Here is an 18,612-nt window from a genome sequence, read left to right on the forward strand (position 1 = left end):
AACGACTCTGGCAGAAAACTGGCCTTGAATTACATAGCCAGTTTGAGATACTGGTCTGATGTCATCCCTCACGGCCTCCGGCCTGTCCCGTCTCCTGGGCGAGTGGAACGTCGGCGCAACGCCCGGCTACCGCGAGCTGGCCGACGTCGTACGCCTGCTGGTGCTCGACGGCCGGGTGGCCCTGGACACTGCGCTGCCCAGCGAGCGCGCACTGTCCGAAGCCCTGGGCGTCAGCCGGACCATGGTGACTGCCGCCTATGGGCTGCTCCGGGAGCAGGGCTTCCTCACAGGCGGCCAGGGCAGCAGAAGCCGGACGCGGATCCCGCGCCTGACCCCGGCAGGCACCACGCTCTTCACGGGACCGGTGCGGAACGATCCAGCGCTGACCGCCCCCGGGCTCGCCGCCCCGGAGGGACTGATCGACCTCGCCTACGCCTCGCTTCCTGCCAGCGGGGAGGTGGTGCACCGTGCGTTCGCCGCGGCCCTCACCGAGCTTCCGGCCCTGCTCCCCGGATTCGGCTACGACGCCCTGGGCCTGCTCCCGCTCCGGGAAGCAGTTGCTGCGCGCTACACGGCGGCCGGGGTGCCCACAACCGCCGGCCACATCATGGTGACATCGGGGGCGCAGCACGCCCTGAACATCATCCTCCGCGCCCTGGCCGGCAGGCAGGACCGCGTACTGGTGGAACACCCCAGCTACCCCAACGCCCTCGATGCCATCCGGGCTGTGGGCTGCCGGCCGGTCCCGGTAGCATTCTCGGCCGGTACCGGAGTAAGCCCACGCAGGGCCGGCACCAGCGCCGGCACGCACGGCGCCCGGGCCGGGGCCGCGCAGGCGTGGGACATGGCCGCCCTGCAGGCCGCCCTGCAGCAGCAGCGGCCCCGGCTGGCCTATGTGGTGCCCGACTTCCACAATCCCACAGGCCAGCTGATGCCCGACCTCCAGCGCCGCCACCTGGTCCGGTCAGCTGCGGCCGCCGGGACGGTCCTGGTGGTGGACGAGACGCTGCGGGAGCTTAACCTCGACGGCGCTGTGACCGCACCGGTGGCGGCGTTCAGTCCGGCGGTGGTGACCATCGGCTCGCTCAGCAAGTCCCATTGGGGCGGGCTGCGCACCGGCTGGATCAGGGCCTCGGAGGACCTGATCCAACGGTTTGCGGGAGCCCGGACCTCACTGGATCTCGGCGGCCCCCTTATGGAACAGCTGGCCGCAGCGCACCTGGTCCGGGCCCTCGATGAGCCGCTGCCGGCACGGATTTCCGCCCTCCGGGACAGCCGCGCCGCCCTTTTGGAGCTCCTTGCCGGCCACCTGCCGGAGTGGGAGGCGGCCTACCCTTCCGGCGGACTGTCCGCGTGGTGCCGGCTGCCCGCTCCCATCAGCACTGCGCTCACCGTCATCGCCCCCGACTTCGGGGTCCGGCTGGCGGCAGGGCCGCGCTTCGGGATAGGCGGCGCCTTCGAGCGTTACCTGCGGGTGCCGTTCACCCTGCCGCCGGACAAGCTTGAAGCTGCGGTCCTGGCCCTGCGTTCAGCGCAGGACCGGCTCGATGCCGCCCCGCAGCTCCGACGGACCCTGAAGAGCGCCCCGGCCGTGGCCATTGCGTGACCGACGGGAGCCCGTGCCCGCCGATCACTGGGTCCCGGGCTCCTACGCGTAGGCCTTTTCGAGGAAGCCGCCCCAGGCCTTGGCCGTGGCATCCGGGTCGCCGGTGCCGCTGAAATCATGCACAGTCATCCCCACCGGAGCGCCCCAGGCGTTGCGGCCGAAGAAGCGGTACATGGCGTCGGAGGTGCGCAACCCCAGGAAGTGCTCGTTGGAGAAGTCCACTTCCCCCGAAAGCCGGCCCACGCCGTCAAGCTCCAGATCCACCCGGGAACCCTGCCCGGCGGAGTCCACGCCCAGCGCGTTGCGAAGCCGCGCAAAGCCGTCCGGAGCCTGGGACGCTGCCGGCGCCTGGATGTCCGTGAACACCACGGGCTGTCCGTCGAAGTACTTCAGGTACTGGCCCAGGGTGTGGAGGTAGAACTCCGTGTGGCGGCTGGCGCCGTCGTACTGCTCGTCCCAGTTGTCCGCGAAGATGCCGCTGTGGACATAGTGCAGGCGGGCGCGGCCGCCGTCGAGCGGTTCGAGCACATGCTCGAGCTGGTTGAACCAGCCGTCCGGGCCCTCGATCCGGGAGACCAGGTGGGTGGGGTACTCCTGGACGGTCTTGACGTCCGGCCACCCGTCCGTGGGGAACATCCACGCGGGCGTTCCGGTGGTCACAGCCTCCCAGACCCGATCCGGCGTCCCCGGAAGTTCGGTGTCGTAGACGATTTCGAAGTTGCGGTTGTCAGTCATTGTCCTGCTCCTTGCCTGAAGGGGTTTGTGTGGGGTCTTTGGCGGGTTTGAGAACGGGGTGGAGCGCCACCACCAGCCGGTGCCGGCGCCCGCGGGGGGCATCGCCGTCGTGGTATTTGTCCACCAGCCGGGTGACCGCCACGCCGAGCTCTTCGGCGAACGCTGCGCGGTCGGCCGCGGCCCGGAACGTGACTTCACCGTCCACCGCGAACGTGGCCAGCTTCTGGCGGGCAGCGGCCGCGCCGGCGATCAGCTTTCCCATCTCCTGGACCATGCGGCCCGCAAGCGCCAGCAGCCAGAATGCTGAAAAATGGCTGGAAAAGCGGCCCGGGTCCGGGGACACCGAGGCCAGCGCCTGGGGAGAGATCAGGTAGGACGACGCTGTGGCCTGGAGGATGCGTTCGGTCATGTTGCCTTTGCGCCGTTCCTCCACCAGCTCCACCAGGCCGTGCTTTTCCAGGGCCCTGAGGTGGTAGTTGACCTTCTGCCGCGGCAGCCCCACCCGCACCGCGAGCTGGGTTGCCGAGGCCGGCACCACCAGTTCGCGAAGGATCCGGGTCCGGATCGGATCCAGCGACGCCTCGGCCGCGGCGGGATCCTCGATGACGGCTATCTCCAACATGATTCAAGTATCGCTACCGACAATTTTTATTGTCAATAACTTTTTTGTGTTCGGTGCCGGGTGTGCCCCTGGGGGCTCCGCCCGGGCCGGCAGCACCCGCCGGTAGAATGGTCCGGTGATGCAATCCCCCCTCCCCGTGCGCGACGGCGTCAACGCCACCCGGCTGCGCCTCCCCGGAGAAGGGCCCTGGGACACGGCCATGGACTACATGATGCACCGCTGGGGACACATCGACCCCCAGGGCATCGAGGACAGGTTCGACGCCGGCGAGATCGTTGGCGAGGGCGGGGTGCCACTGGACCGCGCCACTCCCCTGCAGGACCACACGTTCATCTGGTACTATCGCAGCCTCCCGCCGGAGACGCGGATTCCGGTGGAGATCACCATCCTCCACCAGGACGAGCACCTGCTGGTGGTGGACAAGCCGCACTTCCTGCCCACCACCCCCGGCGGCACCTACATCCAGGAGTCGGCGCTGGTCAGGCTGCGCAACCAGCTGGAGCTGCCGGATCTGATACCCATGCACCGGCTGGACCGCATGACGGCCGGGGTCCTGCTCTTCTCCACCAATCCCCGGACCCGCGGCAGGTACCAGGTCCTCTTCGAGAAGCGGCAGGTCCAGAAGGACTACGAGTGCGTGTCCGCCGCCGAGCCCGCGGAGGGTTATCCCGCCGTCGGCTTCCCGGTGGTGGTCCGCAACCGGATGACCAAGTCGCGCAGTTACCTCCTCGCCGAAGTCATCGACGGCGAACCGAACGCGGAAACGCGGATCGAACGCCTGGAAACGTTCGACGGCGGCGCTGCGCCGGGTGCGGCGGGCACCTCTGCCGCGGCACCGGGCAGTCCCCGGCGGCTGGCCCGCTACCGGCTCGAGCCGCACACCGGAAAAACGCACCAGCTGCGGGTGCACATGGCGTCGCTGGGGCTGGGCATCGTCAATGACGCCTTCTACCCGGACCTGCTGGACAAGGCTCCGGACGACTACACCAGGCCCCTCCAGCTCCTGGCCCGCGGCATCCGGTTCTTGGATCCCATCAGCGGCAAGCCCGTGGAGTACCGCAGCGGGCTGGAACTCAGCGAGGCACACCCGGGCAAGGCCTGATCCGCCGCCTACCTCTGGATGGCCGGTGCGGAGAGGACTATCCTGAGGGGTACCTGGGGCAAGGCAAGGAACCATCATGGACGCACTGGCCTGGATCCCGGGCGACCGCACCGCCGCCAGGGCCGCCTACGCCGCCGCAGGCCTAGGCGCAGTGGGGGTGGCCACCCTCGGTGCCATGTATGCGGTGGAAGTACCCCGCAACGGCCCCTACGTTTTCGGCACCATCAATGACGCAACAGGTGCCCTGTTCAACCTGGCGGCCATCCCCGTAATCCTGCAGGTGCACCGCCGGCTGCCGCGGACGCGGGCCTCTGAGGCCGGCAAATGGGTGGTCACCGCTTCCTGCGCCGCCGGATCCGCAAGCTCGTTCCTGCTTGTTATCAAACAGCTCGACTTCAAGAGCTCCACAGTTGTCTCTGTTGCGGCCATGACGGTCCAGGCCGGGTGGTTCCTGCTGGCGCACCGGGCGCTCCTGGCCTCCGGCGCCTACCCGCGGAACCTCGCCCGGCTGGGACAGGCCATCGGAGGCACCCTGCTGGTGGCGCTGCCGGTGGCCGGCCTGACCTGGGCGGAGCAGCTTCCCCTCTGGATCCGCTACGGCATCGGCGGAACAGGCGTCGCGGCGGGAGCAGCCGCCTGGGTCGCCTGGCCCTACTGGTACTTCCTGGCGGGGCAGCACCTTAGTCGTACACCGAAGTCCGAACCGTAAGGGCAGGGCCGGCCGGCCAAATCTGCGGTACGTTGTGGCCATGGACTTGGGCAGCGCTGAAAGCTGGGGGTCGGCGATCTATTTCTGGATCATCCCCGTGGTCCTCGGCGACGCCATTTTTCCCCTGATCCCCTCCGAAATGGTGGTGATCACCGGCGGTGCCCTGTCCGCGGACGGCCGGACCAATGTTTTCCTGGTGGGGTTCCTCTCCGCCTTGGCGTCCTGGGTCGGCGACATGGTGGTATTCCAGCTCTTCCGGCGCCGGCTAAGCCACGTGCTGGACCGCTGGGCGTGGGGCCGCCGGATCCACCGCGGGATCCATGACGCCATCGCCCGGGCCGGCCGCTCCTCCACGTACGGGACCATCATCGGCGCCAGGTTCATCCCGGGCGGCCGCCTCGCCACCTCTGCCGCGGCAGGCATCGCCAATGTCGCCGTCCGGGGCTTCAGCCTGTGCGCAGGAATAGGGGCGGTGCTCTGGGCCTGCTGGCTGGTGGGCCTGGGCTACTTCACCGGCTCGGCCACAGGGCTTCCGTTCTGGGCCAGCTCCCTCATCGGCGTGGTGCTCGGCCTGGTGGTGGGGGCCGCCGTCGGCGTTATTGCCACGCGCCGGCGCGGCAATCCGTCCCCCGTGGAGGAACCTGGCCCGCTGGCTCCCGAAGCCTGAAGCGCCGTCTTACACCGGCCGCTAAACCGGCGTCCAGCGGGCAGCTAAACCGGTGTCCAGCGGCCGCGGCTGCGGCGCAGCACCGTCAGGGATCCGGTCAGGGCCACGCGTTCTACGGCGTCACGCATCATGGCTGCCGAATCCCGCGCCTGCCGGTTCTCGCCGCTGTATTCTGTGGCGTCAACGAGGAAGCGCAGGTTCAGCTGCGGCACTCCCCCGGCAAGCTGCAGCTGGTGCGCCTCCACATGGTGCCGGGTCCCCAGGGCTTCCACCGCGGTGTCCATGACAGCCTCGGGCGGGTTGCCCGGCCGCAGCCCGGTGATTTTCAGTCGGGTCTGGAAGGAAGGCATGCCCTCCAGCCTATCCCGGCGGCTTCCCTGTCCCCCAAGCCCCTGCAACGCTCTCTCACTTTCTGCAGGGAAACTGCCAACGCTCTCTCACCGGTGCGTGAGCGTTGGTGAAAAACCTGCATTAAGTGAGAGAGCGTCGGGGCTAGCCGGTGTTGCGGAGGCCTGCCGCCACACCGTTGACGGTGATGAGCATGGCGCGCTGCAGCCGTTCGTCGATCTCTGCGCCGGTGATGCCGTCGGCTTTCTCCGCGGCTTCGGCAGCTTCCGCACGGACACGGCGGAGGAGCTCCACCTGGAGGTAGCTGATGGGGTCCAGGTACTGGTCCCGGATTTCCAGCGAGCGCTTGAGCGTTGGCTGGGCGTCCAGGAGCAGGTTTTCGCCGGTCAGGTTCTGGACCTCGGCCACGGTGAGCTCATACTCCTCGCGGATGGCGCGGAAGATGTGGTGGAGCTCTTCGGGGACCAGGGTGGAGACGTAGTAGCCTGCGATGTCCAGGTCAGTCTTGGCCAGCGTCATTTCCACGTTGGACAGCACCGACCGGAAGAAGTTCCAGTTCTCCCACATCTCCACCAGCTGCGCGGTGTTGCCTGCCTCGCGGGCAGCCTTCAGGCCGGAGCCGACGCCGAACCAGCCGGGCACAATCTGGCGTGACTGCGTCCAGCCAAACACCCAAGGGATGGCGCGCAGCCCGCCGAGCCCGGCGCCGGAGTCCGGGCGCTTGGACGGGCGCGACCCGATGTTCAGGGAGCCCAGCTGCTCCACCGGGGTGGAAGCCATGAAGTAGGCCGGCAGGTCCGGATGGTCGATCAGCTTTCGGTACCGGTCGAAAGCGGCGTCGGAGATGGTCTCCATGACGTGCCCGTACCGTTCCCGCTGGTCCGCGGAGGTGCGCGGATCGCGGTGCAGGGCCGAGCCCTGCAGCACGGCGGCGAGCGACAGTTCCAGGTTTTCGCGAGCGAGTTCGGGCAGCGAGTACTTGTCCGAGATGACCTCGCCCTGCTCGGTGAACTTGATTTCGCCTTCCAGGACGCCGTTGGGCTGGGCCAGGATGGCGTCATAGGTGGGTCCGCCGCCGCGGCCCACGGATCCGCCGCGGCCGTGGAACAGGCGCACGCGCACGCCGTGCTTGGCGGCGATGTCGCGCAGCTTGCGCTGGGTCTTGTGGATTTCCCACTGGCTGGTCATCACGCCGGATTCCTTGTTGGAGTCCGAGTAGCCCAGCATGACCTCCTGCACGTCGCCGCGGAGGCGCACGAGTTCCCGGTAGGAGGGATCGGACAGCAGCTGGTCCACGATTTCGGCCGAGGCCCGCAGCTCCTCCACGGTCTCCAGCAGCGGCGCGAACCCGATCTTGGCGTAGGGCTTCTCGCCGAAGAGGTTCACCAGGCCGGCCTCACGGGCCAGGACTGCCGCGGCAAGCACGTCGTCGGCGCCGCGGGTCATGGAGATGATGTAGGTCTCGATGACGTCCGGGCCGTAGGCGCGCAGGGCGCGGCGGATCTCACGGAAGACGTCGTACGTACCGTCGGCGGCGCCGTCGAGCTTAATGGGGTGTCCGGAGAGCGGCCGGCGCGAGGCGAGCTCGGAGCCGAGCACCTCGAGCCGCTGCCCGCGGCTGAGTTCCGCGTACCGCACGCCGGGCCCGCCCAGCCGGTCCATCAGCTGGCCGACGGCGTCATGGTGGTGGTCCGCGTGTTCGCGGATGTCCAGGGTGGCCAGGTGGAGTCCAAAGGAGGCGATGGCGCGGCGGACCCGGGCGAGCGCGCCGTCAGCAGCCAGCGACGCCGAGTGGTTCCGGAGCGAGAGTTCCACGAGTTCCAGGTCGGCAAGGAGTTCGCCGGTTCCGCTGTAGTCGCGGCCGTGCTCGTGGTTGGAGTTTGCAGCCACCCGTTTGCCCGTATTGATCAGCTTGGCTTTAACGCAGGTCAGCTTGAGCCGGTAGGGCTCCTGGGCGTTGAGCTCCAGGACGCGCTTGTCCAGGCCGGGCAGCTTCTTCAGGTCCGCCTCGATGGAGTCCAGGAGCTCCTGGTCCGCGCCGGCAAGCGCGGTGGAGTTGGAGAGGATGGAGATCAGTTCATCGATCATTCCGATGCTGATCCGGACCGCATGCTGGTTCTGGATCTGCAGGATCTCGCGGGTGACTGCCGCGGTGACGTTGGGGTTGCCGTCTCGGTCACCGCCGATCCAGGAGCCGAAGCGGATGGGCGCTTCCTGGGAAGCAAGGCTCACGCCGTGCTCGCCGAGCAGTTCAGAGAGTTCGGTGAGCATCTCCGGCATCGCGTCCGTCAGGATGCTGCTCAGGTAGTAGATGGCGTTGCGGGCCTCGTCCACCGGAGTGGGCCGGACCTGGCGGAGCTCGTCGGTCTGCCACATCTGGTCGATGATCTCGGCCAGCTGGCGATCCTGGCGGCGCCGGGCGGTGGTGCCCTCGGCGCTGGGCTGGGCCAGGACGTCGGAGAGCTTGCGGATCTTGTCCAGCACCGAACGGCGCGAGGCTTCGGTGGGGTGCGCGGTGAAAATGGGGCGGACGTCCAGCCCGTTGACCACTTCCTGCAGCACACCGGTGCCCGCCTGCTCTGCGATGTCCGCTACGGTCTTGGCCAGCCAGCCGTCTTTTTCGGCGCGGGTCCGCAGGCCGCGCACCCGGTGCACCTGTTCAGCGGCGTTGGCAAGGTGGAAGTAGAAGGCGAAGGCACGGACCAGGTCGGTGGCCTGCTCGATAGGCAGCGAGCCAAGGAGTTCGCGGACCTGGGCCACGACGTCGTGTGCGCTCCACGGGCCGGTGGCATCGGCGCCGCCGCGGGCGGCTTCCTTGGATTCCTTGGTGAGGAGGCGGACCTGCTCCACGAGGTCGAGGAGTTCGGGACCGTGCTGGCGGACGAGCGATTCACCCAGCAGGGTGGACACGCGGCGGACGTCTGCCCTCAGTTCGGAGGCAAGATCGGTTTCGGGATTCGTTGCAGTGTGAGCCATGGAAACTATCTTTCGAGGGTTCGGACTTGGCTCGTACACTGCGCTGGATACTGTGAGCCACGTAACTAGCTAAAGATGCTACCCGCAGTGCGGCGCCGTGGGGGAATCCGTCTCAGATAATGTCGCGCACCGGGTAACCTACATGGCGCTTGACGTGGTCCAGCTCTTGGCGGAGCTGGTCAACTTCGGCCCGGTACGCGGTAATTTCCGCGGTGCGGCGCTTGGCAGCCCGGGCGCCGGCCGCCAGGGCCACCAATGCCAGGGGCACGGAAAGCGCCAGGGCCCAGCCCGCGGCAGCAAAGAAATCCAGTGCCACCGGCAGGGCGGAGCGGAAGTCCACGAACTCGTTGACGCCGTCCGTGACGCCGCCCAGCATCCCTTCCAGCGGTTCCAGGAACTGCCCCACCATGGGCGCATCGGAGAGCGGGGGCGGGCTCAGCCGGGACTGCCGCCCACCGCCCCAGCGGCCGTCGCCGAGGTGGTTCAGGACGTAGATCCCTGCGCCCGCGCTGGCTGCCATGAAGACCATCACGGAGGCCAGCCCTGCCAGGTCGGGCCGCCGCGGCCGCCACAGCAGGACCGCCACCCCGGCTGTCACGGCCGTGATCCACGTCAGGGCTTTGAGCCAGTCACCACTTATGCCAGCAAGTATGTCCACGGCACCTATTCAACCGCGCGGACCACCTTGATATTGAAATTGGGTGTGCCCAGGGCGGCGTAGAGGCGCAGCCACAGCGGCAGCAGCATCTCGGCTCCGCGGGCCGTGGTGATGTCGCCCAGGTCGATCACATCGCGGTGGCCCAGCTCCTCCAGCAGACCCTTGACCACCGCCTTTGCGTCCGGATCATCCCCTGACAGGAAAACGGAATGGTCTCCGTCCGCGAGCCGGCGCGGGTCCACCATCAGTCCGGCGTTCATCGTGTTGAGGGTCTTCACAACCCGCGCGCCGGGAAAGGCCCGCTGGATCCGCTCGGCGAGGCTGTCCGTGTTCACCGGGTTCAGCACCGGCGGCATGCCCTGGGAGAAATCCAGGGGGTTGGAAACGTCCATCAGCACTTTGCCGGCAAGGCGTGCTGCCCCGGCTGACCCCAGCGCGTCCAGCGCTCCCGCGCCGTTCGTGGCATTGACCACCAGCTCAGCGGCCTCCGCAGCCTCGGCGAAGGTCATCAGCGGGATGTGGCGGTTCGCGGCATGCCATTCGCTGAAAGCAGGCGCACCCATCATGTCCGGCCCGGTCCTGGCCGAGGTGGCGCCTGGATCCCGTGTTCCGCTGTCCGCGACATGCCCCAGCGCGGTGAACGCCCCCGCGAGGGTCCGTCCCACCATGCCTGTGCCAAGCACCGCGATCTTCATGGCCTCCCCCTCTGGAAAGCAGACAGTTTGGAAGTGGTGTCAAAAGCAGGTGCGGGGGCCGTGAAGCACCCGGTCCCTCTGGTTCCGAGGGTACTCCCCGGCCCGGACAAGGCAAGCGCCGGAATGAACAACGGCGCGGAGCGGTTGTAGCCGGGGCAACCCGAAACGCTTGAAAGGAACCATGGGCACCCTCCCGGCCGCCAAGCTGGAACGCTGGCAGCGCTTCCGCGACAACCGCAACAAGGCCCTCGCCGCCCGCCACGGCTGGCTCACCCTCACCTCCTTCCAGTGGCTGGAGGACTCCCCTGCCGCCGTCGAACTGGCACCCGGTCTCTGGTCAACGGATGGTACGACGGCGTCACTTACCGCAGTGCCCGCGGACAAGCTGTCCCTGGTGGAGTCAGGGGACGCTGTAACCGGGACCATCACGGCGGCCCTGGCCGATGAGGAGTCCCTGATGTGGGTCCAGTTCGGCGGCCCCGGCGGGGACCAAGTGGTGGTGGAACTGGCCAGGCGGGCCGGGCGCTACGCCATCCGGACCCGGGACGCGGCCTCGCCGGTACTCACGGAGTTCACCGGCGTCCCCACCTATGGATACAAACCGGAGTGGGAGGTGGCGGGCCGGTTCGAGCCGTACCCCGAGCCCGTGGACGTTCCCATCGCCACCGCCAACCCCCTGGTGGACGGCGTCCACCGGACCGTGGGTGAGGTGGTGTTCCGTGTTCCCGGCAGCGGGCACGAGTTCCGGCTGCAGGCGGAAGAGGAGAAGCTTGGGGCGCTGACCGTCACGTTCCATGACGAAACCAACGGGGAAACCACGGACGACTGGCGGAAGCTCGCCGTGCCCCGCCCGCGGCCGGACCATTCCGTGGTCCTGGACTTCAACCGCGCCATCAACTATCCCAGCGCGTTCACCCCCTACGGCACGTGCCCCATGCCCGTGAAGAACAACTCGCTGGATGTGCGCGTGGAGGCAGGCGAGAAGCTGCCCTCCGCTGATTGAGCTGATCCAGCCGACTGGCTGCGTCAGGCGATGGCTGACATTCCGGTGACGGCGCGGCCCGCGATCAGGGTGTTGATCTCGAAAGACCCTTCGTACGTGTAGATGGCTTCGGCATCGGAGAAGATCTTCGCCATCCGGTAGTCGGTGACAATGCCGTTGCCGCCCAGGATGGACCGGCCCAGTGCCACGGTCTCCCGCATCCGTGCGCTCACGTACGATTTCGCGAGTGCCACCTGCGGCATGTCCGCGGCGCCTGCATCCTGCAGCCGGGCAAGCCCGGCCATCATCCCCATGCCGGCCACGGCGTTGCCCAGCATGGTCACCAGCTGCTGCTGGATGAGCTGGAACTGGGCCAGCGGCCGGCCGAACTGCCGCCGCTCCACGGCGTACTGCCGGGCGACGTCGAAGGCGGCAAGCTGCTGGCCCACGGCCTGCCACGCCACCATGATCCGCGAACCCCGCAGCAGCTCCCTGGTGTCCGCGAAACTGCCGATATTCGCGAACCGGTCTGCCTCGGCCACGTGCACATCCGCCAGGACAATATCCGCGTTCTGCACCGTCCGGAGCGCGATCTTGTTTTCGATCCGGGTCCGGCTGACGCCCGGCAGGGTGGCGTCCACAATAAAGCCGCGCACGGACCCGTCAGCCTCGTCGCGGGCCCACACCAGCATGTAGTCGCAGAACGTCCCGTTGCCGATCCAGCGCTTTGCCCCGTTCAGCACCCAGGCGTCACCGCCGCCGTCCGGTTCTCCGGTGGCCGACGAGATCCGCCGCGCCCGCGTCTCCATCCCGCCGGCAACGTCCGAACCGTGGTTGGGTTCGGTGAGGGCAAACGCACCGGTGATGCGCAGGCTGGCGGCGTCGGCCAGCAGCCGCTGTTTCTGGTCCTCACTGCCGAAGTCATAGAGCGACTGGACGAACAGGTCGTGGTGGACCATGAAGAACGTGGCGATCGACGTGTCCACGCGCGTCATCTCGGCAATGACCAGGCCGGCGAACAGATGGCTGTAGCCGCGCTCGGCGGGAGTGCTCAGTTCCAGGGCAGCCAGTTTGGGCAGGATATGCGCCGGGAACTCGGCCTTGTTCCACCAGTCGCCCGCATGGGGTGCGATCTCCGCGGCCAGGAACTCCCGCAGCTCGGCCAGTTTGTCCCGTTCCTTCCGGTCCAGCAGGGACTCAAAATCAAAAAAGTCCGCTGAGGGCAGGTCCGGCATGCTGTCCCGCACTGTTTCGGAGCCCGCCTTGTCAGCCCCCATCATTTCGGTCCCATCCGGATGGCCCCGTCAAGGCGGATGGTCTCCCCATTCAGCATGGCGTTCTCCACGATGTGCGCCACCAGGGCCGCGTACTCGCCGGGCCTGCCGAGCCTGGAAGGATGCGGCACCTGCGCTCCCAAAGAATCCTGGGCTTCCTGCGGCAGCCCGGCCATCATGGGTGTCTCAAAGATGCCGGGCGCGATGGTGACCACGCGCACCAGCGAGCGCGCCAGCTCCCTGGCAACCGGCAGGGTCATGGCCGCCACGGCCCCCTTGGAAGCCGCGTAGGCGGGCTGGCCGATCTGCCCCTCGAAGGCGGCAACGGAGGCGGTGTTGATGATCACGCCGCGCTCCGGGCCGCCCAGTTCCGTGACCGCCGGCCGGGTGGCCACCATCGCCGCCGCTGCCAGCCGCAGGACGTTGAAGGTGCCCACCAGGTTCACCTGGATGACGCGGTTGAAGGCCTCGAGCGGAAGCACGCCGTCCCTGCCCAGGACTTTCCCGGGCGTGGCGATCCCGGCGCAGTTGACCACAATGCGCAGCGGCCCCAGGCTGGCAGCGGTGTCGACGGCGGCCTGCACCTCGGCTTCGTTCGTCACGTCTGCGGGGGAAAAGACGGCGGAACGCCCCTGAGTCCCGGACGCATTGAGCTCTTCTACCAGGGCCGCGCCGCCGGAGGACGGGAGGTCAACCACCACCACGGAGGCGCCGTCACGGAAGAGCCGCCGGGCCGTAGCCGCCCCCAGGCCCGAGGCTCCCCCTGTCACCAGTGCAACAGCGCCTTTGACGTCCATACATCCTCCTTGATGCGGGCCCGCAGCGGCTGCCGGCCGCCCGGTGTTAGTTAGTGAATGTTAACTGAAATACCGGCGACCCGCACCAGCCGCCGGCCGGGACCGGCCCGGGGCCGCGCGTTAGGGTGGAAAGCATGACCCGCCTGGACCCCGCCCCCGCCCGCCAGGACCCGTTGGGCTGGGATGCCCGCGCCAACCAGGCGGCACAGTCGGTGACCGCACTGTTCGGGCGGAGGCTGTTCTTCCTGCCGGGCACCCACCTGGGTGCCGTGCAGTGGCCTGCCCCCGCATGGCGCAAGGATCCCAAGGGAGCGCTGGCAGGGCCCTGGCACTACTGGTGGCAGGCACACTATGTTGACTGCCTGGTTGATGCGGGACGGCGGGAATTGGCCAACGGCGGCACGCCGGACGCCAGGTTCAACGGCTCCGGCCACCCAAGCGCCGGCCGCCTGGCATCCCGGCTGGTGACGGGAATCCGCCTGCGCAACGCCTTCACCTTCGTCAACAGCTATTACGACGACATGGCTTGGCTGGCACTCGCCACCCACCGGCTCGACACCCTCGCCGAAGAAGCACGCAGGTCCGGACGCCGGCGCAACGCCCGCGTCCGCAGGTCCCTCACGCTCCAGTTCGAGGCCGCGTGCACGGATGACCTGGACGGCGGTGCCTTCTGGAGCAAGAAGCGGGATTTCAAAAACACCCCGGCCTCGGCGCCCATAGCGCTCCACTTTGCCCGGACCGGCCACCCTCAGAAATCCAGGGCGCTGCTGGACTGGCTGGATGCCACCCTTTTCGACCCGGACCAGGGCCTGTACCTGGACGGTGCACGGCTTGGCCCGTCCGGGGAAGTGCTGGTGGAACGCGCGGTCTACACCTACAACCAGGGCCCGGTGCTGGGCGCTTTCCTGGAAATGGGCAGGGAGGCAGACCTTGACAGGGCAGCCGTGGTGGTGGACGCGGTGGACCGGCTGCTCACACTCCCGTCCCCCGCCGGACAGCCACAGGCCCCCTCACCCACGAAAACAGCCGGCCACGCACCAGCCACCGGCGCCATGACGAGCAGCGGGGGCCGGGTGCTGCGCTGCGAGGGATCGGGCGACGGCGGCCTGTTCACCGGGATCCTGTGCCGTTACCTTGCCCTCGCCGCAGCCGACAGCAGGCTCCCGGCGCAGACCCGCACCACCGCCGCCCGGCTGGTGGCAGGAACGGCTGAGGCCTTCTGGTCCGGAAAGCGCTCCGTGCAGGCCGGCGAGGCTGCGGACGGTCACCGCGGCGCCGTCATTTTCTCCCAGCACGCCGCGCAACCGGCGGACGCAACGTACCCCCCGGGCGCCGCCGTCGAACTTTCCACCCAGCTGCAGGCGTGGATGGCCCTGGAGGCCGCGGCAGCTCTCCCCGGCAACACCGGCGACGCCGGTAATGACGCCGGCAATTAGGACACGCAATAGTTTTGTAATTCTTGTGACCCTTGTCACTTAAAGCGCTTTCTGGTTTGTTGCTTAGGTTTGCCTACCCTACAGTTCCAAGCGTGGGCATCCTTCCCCGACGCCCAACAGGACCCCGTCCGCCCGACGTTTCCCCAGAAAGCAGTCCCTCAATGAAGATCCGCAACAGCGCCCTGGCAGGCATCGCACTCGCCGCCACCGCAGCACTTGGACTGACCGCCTGCGGCGGCAGCACCACCCCCGCAGCCACTGGCTCGTCCGACGCCACCGCTGGTGCGGGCAACGGCGAAATCACCGTGTACAACGCACAGCACGAGAGCCTGACCAAGGAATGGATCGATGGCTTCACCGCCGAGACCGGCATCAAGGTGACCATGCGCCAGGGCTCGGACACCGAGCTCTCCAACCAGATCATCCAGGAAGGCGCAGCCTCCCCGGCTGACGTGTTCCTGACGGAGAACTCCCCGGCCATGACCCAGGTGGAGAACGCCGACCTGTTTGCCGACGTGGACGAAGCCACCATCGCGCAGGTGCCTGAAGAGTTCCGCCCGTCCACCGGCAAGTGGACCGGCATCGCTGCCCGCTCCACCGTCCTGGTGTATGACAAGAACAAGCTGACCGAAGACCAGCTGCCCAAGTCCATGCTGGACCTGGCCACCCCGGAGTGGAAGGGCAAGTGGGCGGCCTCCCCGTCCGGCGCCGACTTCCAGGCCATCGTCTCGGCGCTCCTGGAGCTCAAGGGCGAGGCCGCCACGGAGGAATGGCTCAAGGGCATGAAGGAAAACTTCAAGGCCTACAAGGGCAACAGCACCGCCATGAAGGCCGTCAACGCCGGCGAAGTTGATGCCGCGCTGATCTACCACTACTACTACTACGGTGACCAGGCCAAGACCGGCGAGAACTCCAACAACGTCACCCCGTACTACTTCAAGAACCAGGATCCGGGCGCGTTCGTGTCCGTCTCCGGCGGCGGCGTGCTGAAGACCTCCAAGAACCAGGAAGCTGCCCAGGAGTTCCTGAAGTACGTCACCGGCAAGAAGGGCCAGGAAATCCTCAAGGACGGCACCTCCTTCGAGTACGCCATCGCGTCCGACGTTCCTGCAAACGAGAAGCTCGTTCCCATCGCGGAGCTGCAGGCCCCCACCGTGGATCCTGCCAAGCTGAACTCGGAGAAGGTCACCGAACTGATGACCTCGGCAGGACTCCTCTGATTTCGTGACTCCTGATCTATCGGCTCCCCCGCGGGGGAGCACGACGACGGCGGGCCGGGGCATCAGCCCCCGCCCGCCTTTCGGCGTTTCTGCGGTGTCCGCCCTGGCGGTGCTGATTGCCCTGTTTTCGCTTGTCCCGCTGGGCTACGTGGCCTACATGACCGTGGCAACGGGGTGGGACACCGCCGTCGAACTCATCTTCCGGCCGCGCGTGGCCGAACTGCTGCTGAACACCGTCCTGCTGATGCTCTTCACCGTCCCGCTGTGCCTGGTCCTGGGGGTTGCAGGCGCCTGGCTTGTGGAACGCACCACGCTGCGGGGCGCGCGGGTGTGGGCCGTGCTGCTGGCTGCGCCGCTGGCCATCCCGGCGTTCGTCAACAGCTACGCCTGGGTTTCCGCCATTCCTTCCCTGGGCGGCCTGGGCTCCGGAGTCCTGATTGCCACACTCTCCTACTTCCCGCTGGTCTACATTCCCGCCGCCGCCGCCCTCAGCCGGCTTGACCCGGCCATTGAGCAGTCCGCGGCCGCGCTGGGCCTCGGAGCCTGGCGCACGTTCTTCCGGGTGGTCCTCCCCCAGCTCCGCATCGCCATGACCGGCGGCGCGCTCCTGGTGGCCCTGCACCTGCTGGCCGAGTACGGGGCGTTCGCCATGATCCGCTTCGATACCTTCACCACGGCGATCATGGTCCAGTACCAGTCGACCTTCAACGGGGCGGCAGGGAACATGCTCGCCAGCGTGCTGGTGTTCTTCTGCCTCCTGCTGCTGCTGGCCGAGGTCCGCAGCCGCGGCACCGCACGGTACGCACGCATCGGCCCCGGAGCACAGGCCAAGGCGCTGCGCCTGCCGCTGCACGTGTACCAGGTTCCCGCCCAGCTGTTCCTGCTGGCGCTGACGGCACTGGCTTTCGGCCTGCCCCTGTTCTTTGTGCTGCGCTGGGTGGCTTCCGGCGGAACGGCAGCCTGGGCCGCGGACGAGTTCCTCCCGGCGCTGCTCACAACGCTCGGCTACGGCCTGGCGGGCGCCCTTGCCACCACCGTGGTGGCGTTCCCCATGGCCTACCTTGCTGTCCGCCATCCCGGCTGGTTCAGCAAGTCGCTGGAGCTCTCCAACTACGTCACCAGCTCGCTGCCCGGAATCGTGGTGGGCCTGGCTTTCGTCACGGTGAGCATCCGGGTGGTTCCCGGGATCTACCAGACGGCAGGGGTGCTGGTGGCGGCGTACGTGCTGCTGTTCCTGCCCCGGGCCCTGGTCAACCTCCGGGCAGGCCTGGCCCAGGCGCCCAAGGAACTGGACGAGGCGGCACAGGCGCTGGGCAAGCCCCCGCTGGTGTCCTTCATCAGGGTCACCCTGCGGCTCACGGCGCCGGCCGCCGCAGGCGGTGCGGCGCTGGTGTTCCTGGCCATCGCCAACGAACTCACCGCCACCCTGCTGCTGTCCCCCAACGGGACACGCACCCTGGCCACCGAATTCTGGAGCAAGAGCAGCGAAATCGACTACGCCGGCGCCGCGCCGTATGCGTTGCTGATGATCCTGCTCTCCGCGCCCATGACGTACCTCCTCTTCCAGCAGTCCAAGAAAGTAGCCGGACAGTGACAGAACAAGCCCCTTCCAGGTTGCCTGAGCCGCGGGTGGCCCCGTCCGTGGCACCCACCACCAACAGCCACCTGGAGATCACCGACGTCACCAAGAACTTCGGCAACCAGGCCGTCCTGAAGGGCGTCAACCTTTCCGTGGCCAGGGGCGGAACCACTGCCATTGTGGGACCCTCCGGATCGGGCAAGACCACCCTGCTCCGGCTGATTGCCGGGTTTGAGCACCCGGACACGGGCAGCATCGCGCTGAACGGCGCCAAGGTGGCGGGCGACGGCGTGTGGGTGCCGGCGCATAAACGGCACATTGGGTACGTGGCCCAGGATGGCGCCCTGTTCCCGCACCTGAGCGTGGGGCAGAACATCGCGTTCGGGCTGGACCAGGACCGCCTGCCGGGCGGCCGGCGGGCGGTGGCCGGACGGGTCAGCGAGTTGCTGGAAATGGTGTCCCTGGACCCGGCCATGGCCAAGCGCCGCCCGCACCAGCTGTCCGGCGGGCAGCAGCAGCGGGTGGCCCTGGCGCGGGCCCTGGCGCGCGAGCCGGAACTGATGCTCCTGGATGAGCCTTTCTCAGCACTCGACGCGGGACTCAGGGTGGCCACCCGCCGTGCCGTGGCCAAGGTCCTGAACGAGGCGGGGGTCACCACCATCCTGGTCACCCACGACCAGGCCGAGGCACTGTCCTTCGCGGACCAGGTGGCCGTGATGCGCGGCGGCAAACTCGCCCAGATCGGCAACCCGTTCGTGGTGTACACCCGCCCCGCGGACCGTGCCACGGCGGAGTTCCTTGGAGATGCCGTCATCCTGGATGCCTGGCTTGAGGGATCGCTCGCCACCTGTTCCCTGGGTGCCATCCCCGTCCGCAGGCCGCCGGCGCAGGGCCGGGTGCAGCTGATGCTGAGGCCGGAGCAGATCCGGATTGCCGAGGACGCGGCCATCCGCGGGGTTGTGGTGGACACGGACTACTTTGGTCCGGAAACCACCGTCCGGCTGAAGCTCTCGGTCCCGCCGCAGCTGGCCTCCACCCCCGACCACCGCTACCCCGGCGGCGGCGAGATCATCACCATCCGGCACTGGAACGCATCCATCGCCCGTCCGGGCATGGAGCTGTGCCTGCGTGTGGTGGGTGAAGGCGTGGCATTCCCGCTCGATTCCTGAACAGGCTCCATTTCTGAACAGTGGGCCCGCGCACAGG

The 18,612-nt window shown here is 68.0% G+C and carries 17 protein-coding genes; 9 read left to right on the plus strand and 8 right to left on the minus strand.

The window, feature by feature from the left end; all coding sequences use genetic code 11:
* The first annotated feature begins 58 nt into the window (after positions 1-58).
* Complete coding sequence (locus tag NFU08_RS07190; protein WP_397425377.1) at positions 59-1,606, plus strand: PLP-dependent aminotransferase family protein; 1,548 nt, start codon at positions 59-61, stop codon at positions 1,604-1,606.
* Between the two features lie 42 nt (positions 1,607-1,648).
* Here the strand turns inward: NFU08_RS07190 and NFU08_RS07195 are convergent, their stop codons facing one another.
* On the minus strand, positions 1,649-2,341 hold the full coding sequence (locus tag NFU08_RS07195; protein WP_174180041.1) for an SRPBCC domain-containing protein: 693 nt from the start codon (positions 2,339-2,341) through the stop codon (positions 1,649-1,651).
* Positions 2,334-2,963 (minus strand): helix-turn-helix domain-containing protein, encoded by a 630-nt coding sequence (locus NFU08_RS07200; protein WP_251421824.1) that lies wholly within the window; start codon positions 2,961-2,963, stop codon positions 2,334-2,336. The genes NFU08_RS07195 and NFU08_RS07200 overlap by 8 nt, the downstream gene beginning before the upstream one ends.
* A gap of 118 nt (positions 2,964-3,081) precedes the next feature.
* Between NFU08_RS07200 and NFU08_RS07205 the strand changes: the two genes are divergently transcribed.
* From NFU08_RS07205 to NFU08_RS07215, 3 genes are all read left to right on the plus strand, one after another.
* Positions 3,082-4,065, plus strand: coding sequence for an RluA family pseudouridine synthase (locus NFU08_RS07205; protein WP_251421956.1), 984 nt, complete (start codon positions 3,082-3,084; stop codon positions 4,063-4,065).
* Positions 4,066-4,141: 76 nt separating this feature from the next.
* Entirely contained in the window at positions 4,142-4,774 is a 633-nt protein-coding gene (locus tag NFU08_RS07210) for a hypothetical protein (protein ID WP_251421827.1), read from the plus strand.
* A 40-nt stretch (positions 4,775-4,814) separates the two neighbouring features.
* Complete coding sequence (locus tag NFU08_RS07215; protein ID WP_251421831.1) at positions 4,815-5,441, plus strand: DedA family protein; 627 nt, start codon at positions 4,815-4,817, stop codon at positions 5,439-5,441.
* 44 nt (positions 5,442-5,485) lie between these two features.
* Here the strand turns inward: NFU08_RS07215 and NFU08_RS07220 are convergent, their stop codons facing one another.
* The 4 genes from NFU08_RS07220 to NFU08_RS07235 form a co-directional block, all read right to left on the minus strand.
* Entirely contained in the window at positions 5,486-5,791 is a 306-nt protein-coding gene (locus NFU08_RS07220; RefSeq protein ID WP_066273735.1) for a hypothetical protein, read from the minus strand.
* 142 nt (positions 5,792-5,933) lie between these two features.
* Positions 5,934-8,765 carry a phosphoenolpyruvate carboxylase gene (ppc, locus tag NFU08_RS07225; protein WP_174180032.1) on the minus strand — a complete coding sequence of 944 codons (2,832 nt, stop codon included), beginning with the start codon at positions 8,763-8,765 and terminating at the stop codon, positions 5,934-5,936.
* Between the two features lie 112 nt (positions 8,766-8,877).
* On the minus strand, positions 8,878-9,423 hold the full coding sequence (locus tag NFU08_RS07230) for a hypothetical protein (RefSeq protein ID WP_174180030.1): 546 nt from the start codon (positions 9,421-9,423) through the stop codon (positions 8,878-8,880).
* A gap of 5 nt (positions 9,424-9,428) precedes the next feature.
* Entirely contained in the window at positions 9,429-10,118 is a 690-nt protein-coding gene (locus tag NFU08_RS07235; RefSeq protein ID WP_251421834.1) for an NADPH-dependent F420 reductase, read from the minus strand.
* A gap of 181 nt (positions 10,119-10,299) precedes the next feature.
* Here NFU08_RS07235 and NFU08_RS07240 point away from each other — a divergent pair, with 181 nt between their 5' ends.
* Positions 10,300-11,121, plus strand: coding sequence for a DUF1684 domain-containing protein (locus NFU08_RS07240; RefSeq protein ID WP_251421837.1), 822 nt, complete (start codon positions 10,300-10,302; stop codon positions 11,119-11,121).
* Positions 11,122-11,144: 23 nt separating this feature from the next.
* Here the strand turns inward: NFU08_RS07240 and NFU08_RS07245 are convergent, their stop codons facing one another.
* Positions 11,145-12,380 carry an acyl-CoA dehydrogenase family protein gene (locus NFU08_RS07245; protein WP_251421840.1) on the minus strand — a complete coding sequence of 412 codons (1,236 nt, stop codon included), beginning with the start codon at positions 12,378-12,380 and terminating at the stop codon, positions 11,145-11,147.
* Positions 12,377-13,171: an SDR family NAD(P)-dependent oxidoreductase gene (locus tag NFU08_RS07250; protein WP_251421843.1), complete on the minus strand. Its 795-nt coding sequence runs from the start codon at positions 13,169-13,171 to the stop codon at positions 12,377-12,379. The genes NFU08_RS07245 and NFU08_RS07250 overlap by 4 nt, the downstream gene beginning before the upstream one ends.
* A 134-nt stretch (positions 13,172-13,305) precedes the next feature.
* Between NFU08_RS07250 and NFU08_RS07255 the strand changes: the two genes are divergently transcribed.
* From NFU08_RS07255 to NFU08_RS07270, 4 genes are all read left to right on the plus strand, one after another.
* Complete coding sequence (locus NFU08_RS07255; protein WP_251421846.1) at positions 13,306-14,607, plus strand: glycosyl hydrolase; 1,302 nt, start codon at positions 13,306-13,308, stop codon at positions 14,605-14,607.
* Between the two features lie 161 nt (positions 14,608-14,768).
* On the plus strand, positions 14,769-15,827 hold the full coding sequence (locus NFU08_RS07260; RefSeq protein ID WP_174180020.1) for an iron ABC transporter substrate-binding protein: 1,059 nt from the start codon (positions 14,769-14,771) through the stop codon (positions 15,825-15,827).
* Positions 15,828-15,831: 4 nt separating this feature from the next.
* Complete coding sequence (locus NFU08_RS07265) at positions 15,832-17,421, plus strand: iron ABC transporter permease (RefSeq protein ID WP_251421849.1); 1,590 nt, start codon at positions 15,832-15,834, stop codon at positions 17,419-17,421.
* Positions 17,418-18,575, plus strand: coding sequence for an ABC transporter ATP-binding protein (locus NFU08_RS07270; RefSeq protein WP_174180016.1), 1,158 nt, complete (start codon positions 17,418-17,420; stop codon positions 18,573-18,575). Before NFU08_RS07265 ends, NFU08_RS07270 begins: the two co-directional genes overlap by 4 nt.
* The last annotated feature ends 37 nt before the right edge of the window (positions 18,576-18,612 follow it).

Source organism: Pseudarthrobacter sp. NCCP-2145, assembly GCF_023708005.1.
In the GTDB taxonomy this organism is placed as follows: Bacteria; Actinomycetota; Actinomycetes; order Actinomycetales; family Micrococcaceae; genus Arthrobacter; species Arthrobacter oxydans.

What these genes read in the sequence shown, in the direction of transcription:
- NFU08_RS07260 (WP_174180020.1), top strand. Translation starts at nt 14,769, where the DNA reads ATGAAGATCCGCAACAGCGCCCTGGCAGGCATCGCACTCGCCGCCACC.
- NFU08_RS07205 (WP_251421956.1), top strand. Translation starts at nt 3,082, where the DNA reads ATGCAATCCCCCCTCCCCGTGCGCGACGGCGTCAACGCCACCCGGCTG.
- NFU08_RS07215 (WP_251421831.1), top strand. Translation starts at nt 4,815, where the DNA reads ATGGACTTGGGCAGCGCTGAAAGCTGGGGGTCGGCGATCTATTTCTGG.
- NFU08_RS07240 (WP_251421837.1), top strand. Translation starts at nt 10,300, where the DNA reads ATGGGCACCCTCCCGGCCGCCAAGCTGGAACGCTGGCAGCGCTTCCGC.
- NFU08_RS07250 (WP_251421843.1), bottom strand. Translation starts at nt 13,171, where the DNA reads ATGGACGTCAAAGGCGCTGTTGCACTGGTGACAGGGGGAGCCTCGGGC.
- NFU08_RS07245 (WP_251421840.1), bottom strand. Translation starts at nt 12,380, where the DNA reads ATGATGGGGGCTGACAAGGCGGGCTCCGAAACAGTGCGGGACAGCATG.
- NFU08_RS07255 (WP_251421846.1), top strand. Translation starts at nt 13,306, where the DNA reads ATGACCCGCCTGGACCCCGCCCCCGCCCGCCAGGACCCGTTGGGCTGG.
- NFU08_RS07195 (WP_174180041.1), bottom strand. Translation starts at nt 2,341, where the DNA reads ATGACTGACAACCGCAACTTCGAAATCGTCTACGACACCGAACTTCCG.
- NFU08_RS07200 (WP_251421824.1), bottom strand. Translation starts at nt 2,963, where the DNA reads ATGTTGGAGATAGCCGTCATCGAGGATCCCGCCGCGGCCGAGGCGTCG.
- NFU08_RS07210 (WP_251421827.1), top strand. Translation starts at nt 4,142, where the DNA reads ATGGACGCACTGGCCTGGATCCCGGGCGACCGCACCGCCGCCAGGGCC.
- NFU08_RS07190 (WP_397425377.1), top strand. Translation starts at nt 59, where the DNA reads ATGTCATCCCTCACGGCCTCCGGCCTGTCCCGTCTCCTGGGCGAGTGG.
- NFU08_RS07220 (WP_066273735.1), bottom strand. Translation starts at nt 5,791, where the DNA reads ATGCCTTCCTTCCAGACCCGACTGAAAATCACCGGGCTGCGGCCGGGC.
- NFU08_RS07235 (WP_251421834.1), bottom strand. Translation starts at nt 10,118, where the DNA reads ATGAAGATCGCGGTGCTTGGCACAGGCATGGTGGGACGGACCCTCGCG.
- ppc (WP_174180032.1), bottom strand. Translation starts at nt 8,765, where the DNA reads ATGGCTCACACTGCAACGAATCCCGAAACCGATCTTGCCTCCGAACTG.